This is a genomic window from Kineosporia sp. NBRC 101677, from assembly GCF_030269265.1.
In the GTDB taxonomy this organism is placed as follows: Bacteria; Actinomycetota; Actinomycetes; order Actinomycetales; family Kineosporiaceae; genus Kineosporia; species Kineosporia rhizophila.
In genome coordinates, this window is the sequence record NZ_BSTA01000002.1 from 241,342 (window position 1) to 258,782 (window position 17,441).

The 17,441-nt window shown below is 71.4% G+C and carries 16 protein-coding genes; 13 read left to right on the forward strand and 3 right to left on the reverse strand.

The genetic code is table 11. The features are described from left to right. Positions 1–64 precede the first annotated feature (64 nt). The 4 genes from QSK18_RS06610 (at position 65) to QSK18_RS06625 (ending at position 6,919) form a co-directional block, all read left to right on the forward strand. Positions 65–736, forward strand: a complete 672-nt coding sequence (locus tag QSK18_RS06610; protein ID WP_232814784.1) for an HAD family hydrolase — start codon at positions 65–67, stop codon at positions 734–736. A gap of 92 nt (positions 737–828) precedes the next feature. Next, positions 829–1,212 carry a cold-shock protein gene (locus QSK18_RS06615; protein WP_285617199.1) on the forward strand — a complete coding sequence of 128 codons (384 nt, stop codon included), beginning with the start codon at positions 829–831 and terminating at the stop codon, positions 1,210–1,212. A 167-nt stretch (positions 1,213–1,379) separates the two neighbouring features. Continuing rightward, a complete protein-coding gene (locus QSK18_RS06620) occupies positions 1,380–3,839 on the forward strand; it encodes a DUF3027 domain-containing protein (RefSeq protein ID WP_285617201.1) in 2,460 nt (819 codons plus the stop codon). Then, on the forward strand, positions 3,836–6,919 hold the full coding sequence (locus tag QSK18_RS06625; protein WP_285617203.1) for a sacsin N-terminal ATP-binding-like domain-containing protein: 3,084 nt from the start codon (positions 3,836–3,838) through the stop codon (positions 6,917–6,919). The genes QSK18_RS06620 and QSK18_RS06625 overlap by 4 nt, the downstream gene beginning before the upstream one ends. Here the strand turns inward: QSK18_RS06625 and QSK18_RS06630 are convergent. Then, entirely contained in the window at positions 6,904–7,332 is a 429-nt protein-coding gene (locus QSK18_RS06630; protein ID WP_232814781.1) for a DUF2530 domain-containing protein, read from the reverse strand. The genes QSK18_RS06625 and QSK18_RS06630 overlap by 16 nt on opposite strands. A 161-nt stretch (positions 7,333–7,493) precedes the next feature. Here QSK18_RS06630 and QSK18_RS06635 point away from each other — a divergent pair, with 161 nt between their 5' ends. Both QSK18_RS06635 and QSK18_RS06640 read left to right on the forward strand, forming a co-directional pair. Further along, complete coding sequence (locus tag QSK18_RS06635; protein WP_232814780.1) at positions 7,494–7,910, forward strand: MarR family winged helix-turn-helix transcriptional regulator; 417 nt, start codon at positions 7,494–7,496, stop codon at positions 7,908–7,910. After that, entirely contained in the window at positions 7,907–9,271 is a 1,365-nt protein-coding gene (locus QSK18_RS06640) for an MFS transporter (protein ID WP_502894173.1), read from the forward strand. The genes QSK18_RS06635 and QSK18_RS06640 overlap by 4 nt, the downstream gene beginning before the upstream one ends. Positions 9,272–9,300: 29 nt before the next feature. On the opposite strand, the gene QSK18_RS06645 is transcribed toward QSK18_RS06640, so the two are convergent. Together QSK18_RS06645 and QSK18_RS06650 are read right to left on the reverse strand one after the other, a co-directional pair. Beyond that, positions 9,301–10,083, reverse strand: a complete 783-nt coding sequence (locus QSK18_RS06645; protein WP_408624470.1) for a CPBP family intramembrane glutamic endopeptidase — start codon at positions 10,081–10,083, stop codon at positions 9,301–9,303. Between the two features lie 201 nt (positions 10,084–10,284). Continuing rightward, the gene (locus QSK18_RS06650) at positions 10,285–10,635 is read right to left on the reverse strand and encodes a hypothetical protein (RefSeq protein ID WP_285617207.1); all 351 of its coding nucleotides are present in this window, start codon (positions 10,633–10,635) and stop codon (positions 10,285–10,287) included. Positions 10,636–10,760: 125 nt separating this feature from the next. On the opposite strand from QSK18_RS06650, the gene QSK18_RS06655 reads away from it, so the two are divergent. From QSK18_RS06655 to allB, 7 genes are read left to right on the forward strand one after another with little or no spacing between them, the layout of a single operon-like run. Further along, the gene (locus tag QSK18_RS06655; RefSeq protein WP_285617209.1) at positions 10,761–11,948 is read left to right on the forward strand and encodes a class I SAM-dependent methyltransferase; all 1,188 of its coding nucleotides are present in this window, start codon (positions 10,761–10,763) and stop codon (positions 11,946–11,948) included. Further along, positions 11,945–13,024, forward strand: coding sequence for a hypothetical protein (locus QSK18_RS06660; protein ID WP_285617213.1), 1,080 nt, complete (start codon positions 11,945–11,947; stop codon positions 13,022–13,024). Before QSK18_RS06655 ends, QSK18_RS06660 begins: the two co-directional genes overlap by 4 nt. Positions 13,025–13,063: 39 nt before the next feature. Continuing rightward, positions 13,064–13,594, forward strand: coding sequence for a 2-oxo-4-hydroxy-4-carboxy-5-ureidoimidazoline decarboxylase (uraD, locus tag QSK18_RS06665; RefSeq protein WP_285617216.1), 531 nt, complete (start codon positions 13,064–13,066; stop codon positions 13,592–13,594). Then, complete coding sequence (gene uraH, locus QSK18_RS06670; RefSeq protein ID WP_232814773.1) at positions 13,594–13,929, forward strand: hydroxyisourate hydrolase; 336 nt, start codon at positions 13,594–13,596, stop codon at positions 13,927–13,929. Before uraD ends, uraH begins: the two co-directional genes overlap by 1 nt. Before the next feature lie 8 nt (positions 13,930–13,937). Beyond that, a complete protein-coding gene (gene pucL, locus QSK18_RS06675; protein ID WP_232814772.1) occupies positions 13,938–14,831 on the forward strand; it encodes a factor-independent urate hydroxylase in 894 nt (297 codons plus the stop codon). Positions 14,832–14,843: 12 nt separating this feature from the next. Further along, positions 14,844–16,076, forward strand: a complete 1,233-nt coding sequence (locus QSK18_RS06680; protein WP_285617222.1) for a DUF6986 family protein — start codon at positions 14,844–14,846, stop codon at positions 16,074–16,076. A gap of 15 nt (positions 16,077–16,091) precedes the next feature. After that, entirely contained in the window at positions 16,092–17,426 is a 1,335-nt protein-coding gene (allB, locus tag QSK18_RS06685) for an allantoinase AllB (protein WP_285617224.1), read from the forward strand. Positions 17,427–17,441 lie beyond the last annotated feature (15 nt).

A 17,441-nucleotide genomic window follows, 5' to 3' on the forward strand; every position in this document is an offset into this window, starting at 1 on the left:
GCAGCCCGGCCGGGCTGCCCGCCATTGCGCGTTTTGCCCTCTTCCGGGTCCTAAGCTGTCCGCCGTGCCAACGGATGCTCTGGTGGTCGGCTTCGACCTCGACATGACCCTGGTGGACTCGGCCGACGGCATCGTGGCCACCCTGGCCCGGGCCCACCAGCAGGTCACCGGGGGCGTGGACGGGTTCGTGGTGAGCCGCGAGCAGGCCTGGCCGCTGATGGGCTACCCGCTGGACCGGATCATCACCGAGCTGATGCCGGGGGTCGACGTCCAGCTGCTGGCCGACACCTACCGCTCGCTCTACCCCGAGACCGGCCTGTCCTGGAACCGGCTGCTGCCCGGGGTGCACGAGGCGTTCGCCGCGATCCGCGCGGCCGGCGGGCGGGTGCTGGTGATCTCGGCCAAGTCCGAGCCGGGGGTGTACGCGGTGCTCCAGGCCCTGGGGCTGCTGGAGCAGCCGTACCGGCCCGATCTGATCGCCGGCAGCCGGTTCGGCACCGCCAAGGGCGAGGTGCTCGCGGTCGAGGGGGCCTCGGTGTATGTCGGTGACCACATCGGCGACGTGGCCGCGGCCCGGTCCGTCGGGGCGGTCAGTGTCGCGGTGAGCACCGGCCCGCAGACCGCGGCCGAGCTCAGGGCGGCCGGCGCCGACGTCGTGCTGGACGACCTTCTGGGATTTCCCCGATGGCTTTCGGGTCATCTGGCCGGATTAAGCCGTTCGCACGTCGGCAACTGACGGCTAACCTTGAGGAAACGACAGATCGTGAGCAAGAGCGGTTGCCGCGGACACACCTCCGCGGCAACCGTCACGTGACAGGGGATACAGACGTGCCGACTGGCAGGGTCAAGTGGTTCGACGCCGAGCGAGGGTTCGGCTTCGCCAGCAACGATGACGGCGGCGAGGTGTTCGTGCACGCCTCCGCGCTGCCGGACGGCACGACCACGCTCAAACCGGGCGCCAAGATCGAGTTCGGGGTCGCCGAGGGCCGTCGTGGTCTGCAGGCTCTCTCGGTGCGTCTGGTCGAGTCGCAGCCGTCGGTGGCCCGGGCGATGCGCAAGCCGGCCGAGGACATGACGGTGATCGTGGAGGACCTGATCAAGCTGCTCGACAACGTGGGCAACGGCCTGCGCCGCGGCCGCTACCCCGACCGCTCGTCCGCCAGCAAGGTGGCCACCGTGCTGCGGGCCGTCGCAGACGACCTCGAGGCGTGATCGGCCGTCCGGCGCGCCGCCCGCGCCTGCTCGACACCCTGCGTGGATGGGGGAGACTGGCCGGGGCCGCCACCGCGAGGTCGGCGCCGCCCCCGGCCACCTCGGCCGGGGCTGCGGCGACGGCTGATGAAGCGCAGGCGGCCCGGGGTCGAGCAGGAGTGGAGCAGATGACGGACCAGCAGGTGACCGGATCGGTACGCGAGGCCGAGGCCCCGGTCGTTCCCGAGCAGGCCGATGCGCAGGTGGAGGCACCGCCGCAGCTGCCCACGGAGCCCGACCCGCTGGCCGTCGCCGCCGTCGACCTGGCTCGTGAGGCGGCCGAGGAGGTCGCCCAGCCCGGCACCGTCGGGCGGCACCTGTCGGTCTCGCTGGAGAAGTCCTCCGGGCTGACCATGCACGCCTTCGACTGCACGGCCAAGGGATACCGGGGCTGGCGCTGGGCGGTCACGCTGGCCCACGTGCCCGGCTCCGAACGGGTGACGGTCTGCGACACGGTCCTGCTGCCGGGCGCCGAGTCGATCATGGCGCCGGACTGGGTGCCGTGGTCGGACCGGCTGGCCCCGGGCGACCTGGGCGCCGGCGACGAACTGCCCTACAAGCTGGACGACCCGAACCTGGTGCCCGGCTACACGGTCACCGACGAGGACGACGCCGACCAGCAGCTCTTCTGGGAGCTCGGGCTGGGGCGCGAGCGGGTGCTGGGCCCGGAGGGCCTGGCCGGTGCGGCCGGGCGCTGGCAGCGCGGTGCGCACGGTCCCACCTCCGAGATCGCCATCCAGGCCTCGGCCTCGTGCGTGAGCTGCGCCTACTTCGTCCCGCTGTCGGGGCGGATGCGTCAGCACTTCGGCGCCTGCGCCAACGAGTGGTCCCCGGCCGACGGTTCGGTGGTCACGACCGACTTCGGCTGCGGTGCGCACAGCGAGACCGACCTGGAGATGCCCACCCCGGAGCCGCTGGGCGAGCACATCCTCGACGAGACGGTGGTGGACCGGATCGATCTGGCCGCCGCCGAGCCGGCGCCGGGGATCGAGACCGGGTCGAGCGAGGTCGCGGTCGGAACCGAGGACGTCGGTGCCGGGTCTGCGGGTAGCGGTACCGAGGCGTCGGGTCCGGTCGGAACAGAGGACGACGGGACTGGCTCTGCGGGCGGCGACGCCCAGGCGTCGGGTCGGGTCGGAACAGAGGACGACGGCGTCGGGTCTGCGGATAGTGGCGCCGAGGCGTCGGGTCCGGTCGGGAAGCCGGCTACCGACTCTTCGGAGTCGGCGCGGGCGAGCACCACGGCGGGTGGCATCAGCTCCGACGTGGTGTCGGTCGAGCCCAGCGAGCCGGTGGCGATCGAGGTCGTGCCGAGCGTCGACCCGGAGCCGGTCCAGTCCCCGGAAGACGTGATCAGCGTGCGTCCGCTCGGTGCGGCGCCCGCCGAGAACACGGCCCAGGAACCGGCCGAGCCCGCCGAGACGGCCGGAGCGGGCACCTCGCCCGAGGCCGTCGAAGGCGTGCAGGTCGGCGAGATCGGGACCCGCGAGGTCTCCCCGGCCGAGGTCGCGCCGGGCACCCCTCCGGCCGAGGCGGTGCAGATCGAGGTGGCCCAGGCCGACCAGGGCGGCCAGTTCGTGCAGTCGCAGCCCGAGGAAGACCCGGCCCCGCCGCCCGCGCTGAGCGCGGAAGCCGTTGCCGCACAGGGTGAGTCCGAGATCGAGCCGGGGGAGTCCACCGAGGCGGCCCAGGGGCAGGCGGTCGAGGCGGCCAGCGAGTACGCGCAGCACAGCGAAGACCCGGCCGAGCTGAGCGTGGGTGCGGCCGTGCCCGGGGCCTCGGTGCTGGAGTCCGACGGTGCTCTGGGTGACGAGCCGGAAGGCGACCCGGGCGAGCCCGAGGGGGCCGATGTCGTCGACGCGGCCAAGGTGCAGATCGGGTCCGGCGAGACGCCCTCCGACGGTGAGCCGGGAGCCGCCGAGGCTGTTGCCGCCGAGGTCGAGGAGCGGGTCGGCGAGTCCGGAGTGGGCACCGGGGCGGACGTGCCGGAGGAACAGCGCCGGCACATCGATCTGGCGATCGACTCGGCCGTGGCTGCGGCCGAGCCGGAGCCGGTGGCCCGGCCGGTGATCGAGGCTGCCGAGCGGGCGCGCGCCGGGCAGGCTGAGGCTGCGCAGGCTGACGGCGAGCCGGCTCAGGACGGGCAGACCGATGCTGGGTCGGCCGATGCTGGGCATGCTGGCACTGAGCAGGCTGCCGGTGAGCACGCTGACGCCGGGAAGGCTGGCGCTGAGCAGGCCGAGGCTGGCCAGGTCGAGGCTGGGCAGGCCGACGGCGAGCCGGCTCAGGCCGGGCAGACCGACGCTGGGCCGGCCGATGCTGGGCAAGCTGGCGCTGGGCAGGCTCGGGCCGGCCAGGCTGACGCTGGGCTGGACGACGCTGGGCAGGCTGGCGGTGAGCAGGCTGAGGCCGGGCAGGCTGAGACTGGCCAGGCCGAGGTTGAGCAGGCTGACGTTGAGCAGGCTGAGGCCGGGCAGGCTGACGCTGCTCGGACCGACGGCGAGCAGACCGAGGCTGGGCAGGCTGACGTCGAGTCGGTCGGCGGCCGTGAGGAGCAGCGTCCGGAGGGCGAGAAGCCGCAGTCGTGACGGAGGACCGGTTCGGCGCGGCAGACATCCGGCGCCGGGTTCTGGCGGCGTGGTCGGAGTCCCCGACCCGCTTCCGTGAAGATGCCAACGCCGAGGAAGAACTCGTCCTCGGCGGGTACCGCGACCGCCTGGTGGTCGAGCTGGCGCAGAACGCGGCCGACGCCGCCTCTCGCGCCGGGGTGCCGGGCCGGTTGCTGCTGCGGCTGAGCGAATCCGCCGAGGGCGGGCCGGTTCTGGTCGCTGCCAACACCGGCGCGGTGCTGGACGCCGACGGCGTGCAGGCGTTGTGCACCCTGCGCGCCTCGGCCAAGCGTGAGGGCGGCACGGTCGGTCGCTTCGGCGTCGGCTTCGCCGCGGTGCTGGCCGTCACCGACGAGCCGATGGTGCTCAGTCGCTCCGGTGGCGTGCGGTTCTCGGCCGCCGACACCCGGGAACTGATCCGCGCCACCGGCGTCGACGGGCTGGCCGACGAGCTGCAGCGCCGCGACGGCGGGGTACCCGTGCTGCGTCTGCCCTTCGAGGTGGAGGGCGAGCCGCCGGAGGGCTACGACACCGCGGTTCTGCTGCCCCTGAACGGTCCGGACGCCGTCGCCCGGGTCCGGCAACTGCTCAACGACGTCTCCGACGTGCTTCTGCTGGCTCTGCCCGGCCTGGAACAGATCGTCCTCGAACTGCCCGGCGAAAGCCCTCGGGTGCTGGCCGAGGTCGACCGGCGCTGGCGGATCCTGCGGCGAGAGGGCGAGATCCCGGCCGAACTGCTCTCCGGGCGGCCGATCGAGGAGCAGGCGCTCAACCGTTGGTCGCTCACCTGGGCCCTGCCTTCCGGTGAGGCCGAGCTGCCGCAGTCGCCGGTGCTGAACGCGCCCACGCCCAGCGACGAGGCCCTGCCCTGGCCGGCGGTGCTGATCGCGACCGTGCCGATGGACGTGACCCGCCGGCACGTGGTGCTGGGCGAGGTCACCGACCTGATCGTGCAGAACGCGGCCCGTGCCTACGCCGATCTGCTCACCGAGGTCGTCGCCGACGGGGGTGAGGCCTGGCCGTTGGTGGTCACCGGTCTTCCCGCCGGCCCGGTCGACTCGGCGCTGCGTGAGGCCGTGCTGGCCCTGCTGCCGAACCAGCCGGTGCTGCGCTCGGCCGAGGACTCGCAGACGTTGCTGCGCCCGACCGAGGCCCTGGCTCTGGCCGGCCCGGTGGGGGCCGACCGGGCGGTGGTGAACGTCTTCGCCTCGTGGCTGGTCGGTCTGGTGCACGCCCCGCGGCCGTCTTGGGCTGCACTGGAAACCCTTGGCGTGCGGCGGATGTGGTTGTCCGACGCGGTGGAGGCGCTGCCGGCGCTGGCCGATCCGCAGCGCTGGCGCGAAGCCTACGAGGCCCTGGCTGGGCTCACGATCGACGAAACCGTCCGCGAAGCGCTGGCTTTCCTGCCCGTCCCGTTGGCCGACGGATCGGTCGCGCGTGGTGCCCGAGGCCTGCTCCTGGCCTCGCCCGAGACGGATGTCGATGCGGGGGCGCCGATCTCGGTGCCGGAGGCGCTGAGTGTGCTGGGTGCCAAGGTGGTGCATCCCGAGGCCGTTCATCCTCTGCTGGAACGTCTCGGCGTCACAGTGGCGGGACCCCGCGCGCTGATCGAACTTCCGGTCGTGCGCGCGGCCGTTCGTGAAATCGGTGACGAGCCGGGGGCCTTCGCCGACCTGGACCGTTCGCCGGACGAGCTGCGCGACGCCGTGCTGGCGCTGGTGGCGGTGGCTGTGGCGGCGGGCGAGCTCAAACCGGGGGAGTTGCCCTGGCTGGGCGATCTGGAGCTGAGCGACGAGGACGGCGAGCCCACTCCGGCCTCGGCCCTGGCCATCGAGGGCAGCCCGGCCGCGGACTGGTTCCATCCGGACGACGTCGGCATCCTGCCGCAGTGGTGGGCCGAGCGCTGGGGCGAGAGCACGCTCATGGCGATCGGCGTGCTGCGGGGCCCGGGTGCCTTCCTGGGCACCGAGGTCTCGCTGGAACCGGATCTGCTCGGCCTGGACGAGGAAGAGGGCACGCCCTCGTCGGAGCTGGACGGCTGGGAGGACTACGCCGCCTGGGTGCAGTCTCTGCATCCCGAGATGCCGCCCGGCGGAACGATTCCCGAGATGATCGCCGTGCGCGACCTGGATCTGGTGCGGCCGGAGGCACTTCCCGAGGTGGTGGCCGCCGTCGCCGCCGACCCGGAGCTGCGCCCGGCCCTGCTGCAGCCGATCCGGGTGACGTCCGGTGGTCGCAGCTTCCAGGTGCGCTCGTACACGTCCTGGTGGCTGCGCGAGGAGCTGGCCGAGGGCGAGATGCTGGCCGCGCCGGACTCCGAGCCGGTGCTGCGGGCGCTGCTGGCGCCGGCTCCGGACTGGCTCACCGATCTCGACCCGGGCGCGGCGCGGGCGGTCGGGATGGTCCATGCGGTCGACGACATCGACGTGGACGCCCTGCCCGACCTCCTCGACCGGCTGGCCGACCCGGACGTCGAGCTGAGCTCGGTGATGCTGCTGCCGCTGCTCGAGCGGATCAGCGAACTGGCGGGCGAACCGGCGGCCAAGGACGTCGAAAGGCCTCGTGTGGTTCGCGGTCTGGTTCCTGCCGACCTGAACGGCACTGTGGTGGTGCCGGTCTCGGAAGCAGTGGTGATCGACTCCCCGATGTACCGGCAGCGCCCCGATCTGGGGGTGCAGCTACCGGTGGCCGGCGCGCACGCTGCGGCCTTCGCCGACCTGCTCGGCGTCGGGCTCGCCGCCGAGCTGGCGCACGGCCGGATCGACAGTGCCGACGGCGTGGAGCAGCCGGTCGGCGATGCGGTGAGGGCCCTGCTGGAGTCCACCGGCGCCCCGGCCACCTGGTACGAGCACGAGGCCCTGGTGGTGGACGGCGTCGAGGTGGACTGGTGGGCGACCGGCTCCGGCGCCGAGGCCGAGGTGCACGCCAGCACGGTGGACGGTCTGGCCCGCGCCCTGGCCTGGACGGCCGGTCACTGGGAACTGCGTGACCTGCTGGCCGCGGTGATCGCCGATCCCGAACTCGGGCCGGAGGCCCTGGTGGATCAGATCTTCGGCTGAACCCCGGGCCGGTTCTCGGCGAACCCGACCGAATCGGGTTCTGGAATCGCTCTCGGAATCTGGTGACCGGCGTCCGTGGTCGGGCTCTTGCGCCGCAGTTTGGGCAGCCCGGTCGGTTCCCCGCTCTGGCGGGTCACGTCGTCCACGTCGCCGGTGTGGGTGCGGGGCGGGATGGTCTGGCCCGGCTTGGGTTTCGGCCGGCGGAGCATCAGGTAGGTGTAGCCCACGAACCCCAGCACGACTCCGGTCAGGGCGGTCCAGATCCACCACTCGCGGCCGGTGGACTCCAGTTCCGGCCGGATGATCAGTCCGAGGACGAAGAGCAACGCCCAGATTCCGGTGCCGACGGCAACGGGCAGGCGCTCCCCCGGACCTCCCTGGGTGACCTGGTAGGGCACTTCCCTCTGCTCCACTCTCTCGAGGTTACCTAACGGCCGGGCCGGACCTGCGGGGATTACCCGCGGTTCGCCTGGATGATCTTGCGTTGGTTCGCCCGAACGGGCGAATGCAGATCGACCGTTGCCTCAGGACAGTGCCGGGGAATAGTTAGCCGGACTAAGCAGTTGACCGGTCTGTGCCCGCACTCCAGGAGACCGAGCTGCGCGTGTCGCTGATGAAGGTGGCGCGCCGGCTGCGTCAGCAGAAGTCCGACTCCGAGCTCACCGACAGCCAGATGTCGGTGCTCGCCGTGCTGGACCGCGCCGGTGCGCTGACCCCGCGGGCGCTGGCCGATTTCGAACGGGTGCAGCCACCGTCGATGACCCGCACCGTGGCCGCCCTGGCCGAGCGCGGCCTGGTCGACCGCGCACCCGACCCGGCCGACGGCCGGCAGGTCCTGGTCCGGATCACCGAGGCCGGGGTCGCCGCGGTCACCGCCACCCGCCGTCAGCGCGACGCCTGGCTGGCCGGCCGGCTGGCCGAACTCGACCCGGACGACCGCGCCGTCCTCGCCCGTGCGTCCCAGATCCTGAGGAGGATCGCCGAATCGTGAGTCCGATGTTCAGGGCCCTCACCATCCGCAACTACCGACTCTGGGCCTCCGGTGCCATCGTGTCCAACACCGGCACCTGGATGCAGCGGGTGGCCCAGGACTGGCTGGTCCTCACCCAGCTGACCAACAACTCCGGCGTGGCGGTGGGCATCACGACCGCCCTGCAGTTCGCCCCCGTCCTGCTGCTGGCCCCCTGGGCCGGCGCCGTCACCGACCGGTTCGACCGCCGCAAGGTGCTGATCACCACCCAGGTGACCTCCGCCGTCCTCGGGCTCACCCTCGGGTTCCTGATCATCAGCGGCCTGGTCGAGCTCTGGATGGTCTACGCCCTGGCCGCCGGTCTGGGCGTCGTCGCCGCGGTCGACGGCCCGGCCCGTCAGGCCTTCGTCTCCGAACTGGTGCCGGTCGGCTACCTGCCCAACGCGGTCGGCCTGAACTCGGCCTCGTTCAACGCCGGGCGGCTGATCGGCCCGGGCCTGGCCGGCCTGCTGATCCACTGGTTCGGCACCGGCCCGGTGTTCGTGATCAACGGCCTGAGCTTCATCGCCGTGGTGTTCTCGCTGACCCGGATGAACCGCGCCGAGCTGGGCACCCAGCAACGTCCGGCCCGCGGCAACCGCTCGGCCCGGGCCGGACTGGCCTACGTGCGCAGCCACCCGGAGATCGCGCTGGTGATGACCGTGGTCGGCGCGGTGGCCATGATCGGCCTGAACTCGCAGATCACCATCGCGCTGATGGCCCGGCTCACCTTCGACAAGGGCGCCGGGGAGTTCGGCCTGCTCGGTTCGGTGATGGCGATCGGCTCGCTGGGCGGGGCGCTGCTGGCGGCCCGGCGGGAACGGCCCACCGTTCAGCTGGTGCTGGGGGCCGCCGCGGCCTTCGGGATCACCTCGATCCTCTCGGCGGTGATGCCGACCTACGAGACCTTCGCGCTCATGCTGATCCCGGTCGGCCTGGCCGCCCTGACCATGCTCACCGCGGCCAACGCGACCGTGCAGCTGGCCACCGACCCGTCGATGCGGGGCCGGGTGATGGCCCTCTACATGGCCATCCTGATGGGCGGCACGCCGATCGGGTCGCCGATCATCGGCTGGATCGGTGAGGAGTTCGGCGCCCGCTGGACGATCCTGATCGGCGGCGTGGGCACCCTGCTCGCGGCCCTGGTGGGAATGATCTGGTTGAGCCGCTCGGCCAAGGTACGCGAGGCGGTGCAGCGGGCGGCCGAGCGTCCGGTCGGCACCGTGACCGCCACCGCGGGCCGGGCCGCCACCACCGCTACGCCGGAGGCGACGGCAGTGGCCCGGAAGACGGCCGACCGGGCGAACACCGTGAACGAAACCACCGAGAACTCGGCCGCCTGAGCGCATCGGTGCCCACAGACGTCCTCAGATCAGGAGAGCCCGAGCCACCCCGGTAGGTGGTCGAGGTACTGGTAGCCCACGAAACTCACGATGTCGAGGATCGTGTGGGCCACGATCAGCGCCCAGACCCGGCCGCCGCGCCGGTACCACTCGGCGAACACCACGCCCATGATCGCGTTGCCGATGAACGGCCCGAATCCCTGGTAGAGGTGGTAAGAGCCGCGCAGCAGGGCGCTGGCGGCGATCACCCGGGCCCAGGGCCAGTCCAGCCGGCGCAACCGGTTCATCAGGTAGCCGACCACGATGACCTCTTCGAGCACCGCGTTCTTCACCGCCTGCAGCACCAGCACCGGCACCGTCCACCAGTACTCGTCCAGCCCGGAGGCGACGATCGTGGTGGTGATGTCGAGCTGCCGCCCCACCGCGTAGAGCACCAGGCCGGGGATCCCGATCAGCGCCGCCAGCCCGGCCCCGTGGGCCAGATCACGCCACCGCCCGGCCCGGTCCAGCCCCAGCCGGGCGGCCCAGCGGGTGGTGTCACCGGCCAGCAGCCACAGCACCAGCAGCACCGGGATCAGCGTGGAGAAGATGTCGAGCAGCTGGTAGGTGAGGTCGAGGTACGGCCGCACACTGCGGGAGGCGTTCAGCGTGGAGGTCTGCGCCGCCAGCCCGCCCTCCCGGGTGAGCTTGGCGATGATGCTGACCACCGAGTAGATCGCCGACATCCCGAGCGAGAGCCCGAGCACGATCCAGATTTCCAGCCCGAGCCGGCGACGGGCCGCGGGCTCGGTGTGCGGGGGCTCTTCGGACACGTCGCGCTTGTGCACCGGGCCGCGCAACCACCAAGCGGCACCGGCCTGGTTCTCAGACACCCGCCTCACCCTAGACAACCTCGCTGTGGTCGGTGCCCTGCGCTACTGTGGAGGCAAGGCCGGATCCATCGCGGTGAGATCCGGAAGTGAGCTCCAGGATTTCCTGCCGGACGACAGGGCCTGGAGCTTGCGCCGTTTGGTTCACCCGATTTCGATGATCTCCGTCTGCCCGCATTCGGAGAGTTCGCTGAGCATCCGTTCCATGCATTTGCGTCTGCGGCGTTTCATCGCTTCGCCGGGGCCGGTGCTGCGCACCACGACCACCGCCGTCACCGGCAGCGTGGCCACGGTCTCGCTGATCAGTCGGCGGCGCTTGTCCTGTTCGTCGTGCCAATGCAGCTTGCGCTGGCCGCGCAACAGCAGGAGCCGCATGGTGTCGCGAACCTGATCCGCCTGGTTCTCCCCGGTGACAACGGCCGCCAGGATGTAGGTGTTCGGATCGCGCGCGCTGTCCGAACCGGACTCATCCCCCCAGCCGATACGCATCGACAATTGGCCCCGAATCATCGCGGATCGATATCGGAGAACACGTTACCGCTCGGCTTTATCAGAATCAGACTCGCGAACCGACCGCCTAGGTGAAGAGTGAGGTTTCGATGCCCTGAGACAATCGGTGGGTGCCCGAACCGCTCGCTCCTGCCCTCGACCGCCTGCGCCCCCTGCTGCTCGACACCGAAGGGCTGGTGCGGGCGGTGGCCTCGGGGCGGCGCCGCAGGGAGCACCCGGATCCGGTGCGGGCCGAACTGCGGCCGGTGGAGCTGAGGGCCGGGCGGCAGTTGCAGATCACCGGCACCGACGGCCGGATCCCGGTCACCCGTAACCACTCGCCGCAGGAGGCCGGGGCGGCGGTCGACGAGCTGCTGGCCCAGCCGTTCGGCAACTGGCACGTCGAGACCCGCGACCAGGTGGTGCAGCTGCGGGTGACCAAGCGCGGCGAGGCGCAGGTGCACACCTCTGCGCAGAGCGTCGAAGGCGGTGAGGCGGCGCACGACCGGGCCCGTAATCACCTGATCGACCCGGCCGACCGGCTGTTCACCGTGCTCGGGGCCGATGGGGCCAAGCGCCGGCAGGTGGATGCGTTCCTGCGTCAGCTCGCCCCGATCGCGCGTCGGGTCAAGCCCGAGGGCCGGCCGCTGCGGGTGGTCGACCTGGGCTGCGGCAACGCCTACCTCACCATGGCCGCGCACCGGTACCTGGCCGCCGAGGTCGATGCCGACGTGCAGACCCTGGGCGTTGACATCCGGCCGGAGATGGCCGAGCGCAACGCCCGGGTGGCGAGCGAGGCCGGGCTCGAGGGCATCGCGTTCCGGGCGGCATCGATCGAAGAGGCCGCTGTCGACCCGGAGTTCACCGGGGTGGACATCGTGCTCGCCCTGCACGCCTGCGACACCGCCACCGACGACGCGCTCGCCCTGGCCGTGCGCTGGCAGGCCCGGGGGGTGCTGGCCGCGCCCTGCTGCCACAACGACGTCCAGCGCCAGCTGCAGAGCGCCGAGAGCATCCCGTTCGCCGGGCTCACCCGGCACGCCATCCTGCGCGAGCGCTTCGCCGACGTGCTCACCGACACCATCCGCGCCGACCTGCTGCGGCTGCTCGGCTACCGCGTCGAGGTGGTCGAGTTCATCGATTCCAAGCACACGCCGCGCAACGCCCTGATCCGGGCCGTGCACACCGGTAGCGCTCCTACCCCGCGCCGGGTCCGCGAATACACCGATCTGGTGGCCTCCTGGCAGGTGGATCCGGCGCTGGCGGCCCGTCTGGCTCCTGAGGTCGATGCGGTGCTGGCCGCCGGGGCACCCGAGTGAGGCTGGGGGCCGTTCTGCTGGCGTTGTTCCTCATCGTCGCGACGGCGGTCCCGGCCAACGCCAAGACCAAGACCGACCGGGTGATCAAGGACGACCGGATCAGCGAGAGCTCCGGGCTGGCGCCCAGCCTGCTGCACAAGAACGTGCTCTGGACCCACAACGATTCCGGGCACTCCGCGCAGATCTACGGGGTAACAAAGGACGGGTCGACGGCGGCAACCGTCGTCGTCTCTGGTGAGGAGGCCCGGGACTGGGAGGCGATCACCAGTCTGCGTGGTCCGGAGAACAGCCCGGCCGCAGGGGAGTCGCTGATCGCCGTAGGCGACATCGGTGACAATGACGGGAAGCACCCGTCGGTCCGGATCGTGATCCTGAAAGAGCCGCAGAACCTGAGCGACACCACGGTCAGCCCGGTCCGCGTGCTCAACCTGACCTACCCCGGGGGCCCGCGTGATGCCGAGGCGCTCCTGGCCGACCCCCGGTCGGGCCAGCTGTACGTGATCTCCAAGACGCTGTTCGGGGCCGAGTTGTTCGCCGTCCCCAAGAAGGTCTGGCCCGGCAATCAGGCGACCGGCGAGTCCGAGGTGACCAAGATGACCAAGGTGGCCCAGTTGAGCGCCGCGCTGGTCACCGACGGCGCCTTCCTGCCGGATGGCCGGATGGCCGTGCGTGGCTACGGCAACCTGGCCGTCATCGCGGCGCCCGCCACGGTCGCCGACGGCCGCCTGGAGACCCTGGCTACCAAGGGCCTGCCCGACCAGGAACAGGGCGAGTCGCTGGCCGTGGTCGACGACGGTGAATACGTCCTGGTCGGGTCGGAAGGTGAGAACTCGCCGATCCTGCGCATCCGTCTTCCCCGGGTGGCCGCCGAAGAGGTGGAGCCGGAACCCACCCCCTCGGCCCCCGAGACGGCCGGGGAAACCGCCGAACAACTGCGGGATCTGGCCGGGGGTGACACCCGGCTGCAGCTCATTGTGGGGGCCGGGGCCGGCGTGGTCGCCCTGGCTGTCCTGATTGCCGCAGCGATCATGTTGCGCCCGAGTCGTTCTCGCCGCAGACGTCGCGCACGTCGTTGAGTAGGGTGTGGGCACCAGCCGACCGAACCGAGGAGTCAGGTGCCCTCAGCCGACGGTGTCGCCGAGTTCAACCACCTTCCCGCCGAGCCTGCCCTGCAGCACCTGCTGACTTGCCTGAACGCTCCCGGCTGGGCCACTGCGGTGCTGGCCGGCCGGCCCTATCCCGACGCCGAGAGCCTGCTGGCCACCGCCTTCCGGTTCGGGCTGGTGCTCAGCGAGGACGACCTCGGCCTGGCCCTGAGCCGGCATCCGCGCATCGGTGAACGCCCGGGCGGCACCGGGGCCGAGGCCGCGCACTCACGTTCGGAACAGTCCGGGGTGGACCAGGCCGACCAGGAACTGGCCGCGGCGTTACATGCCGGAAACCTGGCCTACAAGAAGAAGTTCGACCGGGTCTTCCTGATCCGGGCGGCCGGGCGCAGCGGGCCGGAGATCCTCGCCGCGCTCGAGAAGCGATTGGCCAGTGACGAGCAGACCGAGGCGGCCGAGGTGCGCGACCAGCTCGCCCAGATCGCCCAGTTGCGGCTGAACGCCCTGCTGGATCAGCTCGGCCGGGAAAGGACGTCCTGATGGCGACCCTGTCCACGCACGTGCTCGACTCCGGCACCGGCCGTCCGGCCGAGGGAGTCACCGTGGTGCTGGAACGATCGGCGGGCGACTGGACGGTGCTGGCCCGGGCGCTGACCGACCCCGACGGCCGCGTCCGCGACTGGGGGAGTGACGTGATCGTCATGCCCGGGATCTTCCGCCTGACGTTCGGAACCGGAGAATGGTTCGAGCAGCGCGGCCGGGAGTGCTTCTACCCGGAGGTGACCGTCACGTTCCGAATCACCGACGCAGAGGCGCACTTCCACGTGCCCATCCTGCTCTCGGCCTACGCCTACTCGACCTACCGAGGGAGCTGACGCACCGCATGGGCATCGTTCTGGGGGCCAATCAGTACGGCAAGGCCGAGGTCCGGCTGGTGCACGTCGACCGCTCCACGCCGCAGCACGTGCTCACCGACCTGAACGTCAGCACGCACCTGCGCGGCCGGTTCGCCGACACCTACCTCACCGGCGACAACTCCTCGGTGCTGGCCACCGACACGCAGAAGAACACGGTCTACGCCTTCGCCCGCAAGCACGGCGTGGGCTCCCCGGAGGCGTTCGCCCTACGCCTGGCCGCGCACTTCGTCGAGTCGCAGGCGCCGGTCGAGGGCGCCCAGATCGAGATCGACCAGCTGCCCTGGTCGCGGATCGAGGTGGGCGGGCAGGGCCACGACCACGCCTTCGCCCGGCCCGGCGGTGAACGGCGCACCACCAGCGTCACCCGCGACGGCGACCGGGTCTGGGTGGTCTCCGGCCTCACCGACCTGGTGGTGCTGAAGTCGACCGGCTCGGAGTTCCACGGTTTTCCGCGCGACGAGTACACCACCCTGCCCGAGACCACCGACCGCATCCTGGCCACCTCGGTCACGGCCCGCTGGCGGTACGCCTCGGCCGAGCTGGATTTCGAGGAGATCTACCCGCAGATCCGGCTGCTCCTGCTCGAGACCTTCGCCACCACACACAGTCTCGCGCTCCAGCAGACGCTGTACGCGATGGGCCGGGCCGTCCTGGAGAAGTTCGGCGAGGTGGCCGAGGTGCGCCTGTCCATGCCCAACAAGCACCACTACCTCGCTGATCTGACACCTTTCGGCCTGGACAACCCCAACCAGGTGTTCATCGCCGGAGACCGGCCGTACGGGCTGATCGAGGGGCAGGTGCTGCGCGAGGAGGCCCCGGACGCGGGGCTCGCCTGGGAGTTCGTGCCCGGTTTCATCTGAGAGGGGTTGGCCTTGTTCGACAACGACTTCCGGGCCGAGATCGATGCGCTGCTGGGCCCCGCCGACGCTCAGGCCCGGCTGTTCCCGGGCGAGGCAAGTGCCCGGCAACCCGTGCACACCGTTTACGTACCGGCCGACCAGTTCTCGGCCGACACCTGCACACAGTGGGAGGAACAGGCGCTCGCGCTGCTGGCCGAGCATGCACCCGGCCCGTCGGGGCTGGCCGAGGTGGCCGGGTTGCCGGCCGATTCAATTGAGGACGTGTATCCGCGGCTGACGGCGAAACTCACCTCTCAGCCGATCGAGGATCTACGGGTCGACTTCGAGGACGGCTACGGGCTGCGGCCCGACGACGAGGAGGATGCGGCCGCCACTGCCGCCGGAACTGCGCTGGCCGAAATGGCTTCTCGCCCGAACGCCCCCTTGCTGGCGGGCATCCGGATCAAGGGGCTGCAATCGTCCACTCGGTGGCGGGGTCTGAAGACCTTGGAGTTGCTGGTCTCGGCGGCGGTTGCGCACGGCGGGCTGCCCGCGCGGTTCGTGGTCACGCTGCCGAAGGTGGCCCACATCGCCGAGGTGCAGGCCGGTGTCCGCGTGCTGGCGCATCTGGAGTCGGCTCTCGGGCTGGCGGAGGGGGCGCTACGGCTGGAGCTCCAGATCGAGGTTCCGCAGGCGGTCTACGGGCCGGACGGTTCTGCCGCGGTGGCCCGGCTGGTGCACGCAGCCGAAGGGCGTTGCGAGGGGCTGCACTACGGCACCTACGACTTCAGTGCGGCCGCCGGGGTGGTCGCGGGGTATCAGTCGCTCGAGCATCCGCTGGCCGACCACGCCAAGGCGGTGATGCAGCTGGCCGCGGCCCAGACCGGTGTGCGGGTCAGCGACGGGTCCACGAATGTGATTCCGGTCGGTGACGGGGTTTCCGCAGCGTGGCGTCTGCACGCCCGGCTGGTGCGGCGGGCTCTGGAGCGGGCGCTGTACCAGGGGTGGGATCTGCACCCAGGTCATCTGGTCACCCGTTACGCGGCCACCTACGCCTTCTATCGGGCCGAGCTCGCGCCGAGCGCCGCCCGGCTGAAGGCCTACACCGAGAAGGCTGCCTCCGGGGTGATGGACGAGCCCGCCACCGCCCAGGCTCTGGCCAACGCGGTGCTGCGGGCGGTGGAGTGCGGAGCCTGTGACGATGCCGAGGTCCAGCAGGCCTGTGGGCTGGACCGTTCTGCGTTGCTGGTGCTGGCCCGACGTTGAGAGAGGTGTGAAGGCATGCTGGACACGCTTTTCCGGGCGCCGAGAGTGATCACGGCGGTGGGTGAGTCGGCCCGCTCGGTGGGGATCCGCGACGGGCGGATCGTGGCGATCGAACCGCTCGAGGCCCAGCTGGAGGCCCGGCAGACCGTCGAGCTGGGCGAGGACGTGGTGCTGATGCCCGGCCTGGTGGACACGCACGTGCACATCAATGAGCCCGGCCGCACCGAGTGGGAGGGGTTCGCCTCGGCCACCCGGGCGGCGGCGGCCGGCGGCGTCACCACCCTGATCGACATGCCGCTCAACTCGATCCCGCCCACCACCACGGTGGAGGGGCTGCAGGCCAAGCGGAAGGCGGCCGAGGGGGCGGTGTACGTGGACACCGGCTTCTGGGGCGGCGCCGTACCGGGCAACCTCGAGGACCTGCGGCCGCTGCACGACGCCGGGGTGTTCGGGTTCAAGTGCTTCCTGCTGCACTCCGGGGTGGACGAGTTCCAGCCGCTCTCCTCGGCCGAGCTGGAGCAGTACCTGGCGGTGCTGCACGACTTCGGTGCCCTGATGATCGTGCACGCGGAGAACTCCCAGGCGATCGACCGGGCCCCGGCCCCGGAGGGCGACCGCTACGGGCACTTCCTGGCCTCGCGCCCGCGCGGCGCCGAGAACATGGCCGTCGCCGAGGTGATCGAGGCGGCCCGCTACACCCGGGCCCGCACGCACATCCTGCACCTGTCCAGCTCCGACGCCCTGCCCATGCTGGCCTCGGCGAAGCGCGACGGGGTGCCGATCACCGCCGAGACCTGCCCGCACTACCTGAGTTTCACCTCCGAGGCGATCCCGGACGGCGCCACCCAGTTCAAGTGCTGCCCGCCGATCCGCGAGACGGCCAACCGCGAGCTGCTCTGGGAAGGGCTGCGGGAAGGGGTCATCGACTGCGTCGTCACCGACCACTCGCCCTGCACCCCCGAGCTGAAACGGTTCGACATCGGCGACTTCGGGGTGGCCTGGGGCGGGATCTCGTCGGTACAGCTCGGTCTGCGGGCGGTCTGGAGCCAGGCCCGGGTCCACGGTTTCACCCTGACCGACGTGGTCGAGTGGATGGCGGTGCGCACGGCCGGGCTGGCCGGGCTCACCCGCAAGGGCCGGATCGCCCTGGGCCACGACGCCGACCTGGTCGTCTTCGCACCGGACGAGGCCACGGTGGTGTCGGCCGGCGACCTCGAGCACCGGCACCCGATCACCCCGTACGACGGGATGGCCCTGGCCGGGGTGGTCCGCGAAACCTGGCTCGCCGGTGAGCTCCTGGACCTTCAGGCACCGCCCCGAGGACGGCTCCTGCGCCGCGGGGACGTCTGACGTCTCCACTCAGGT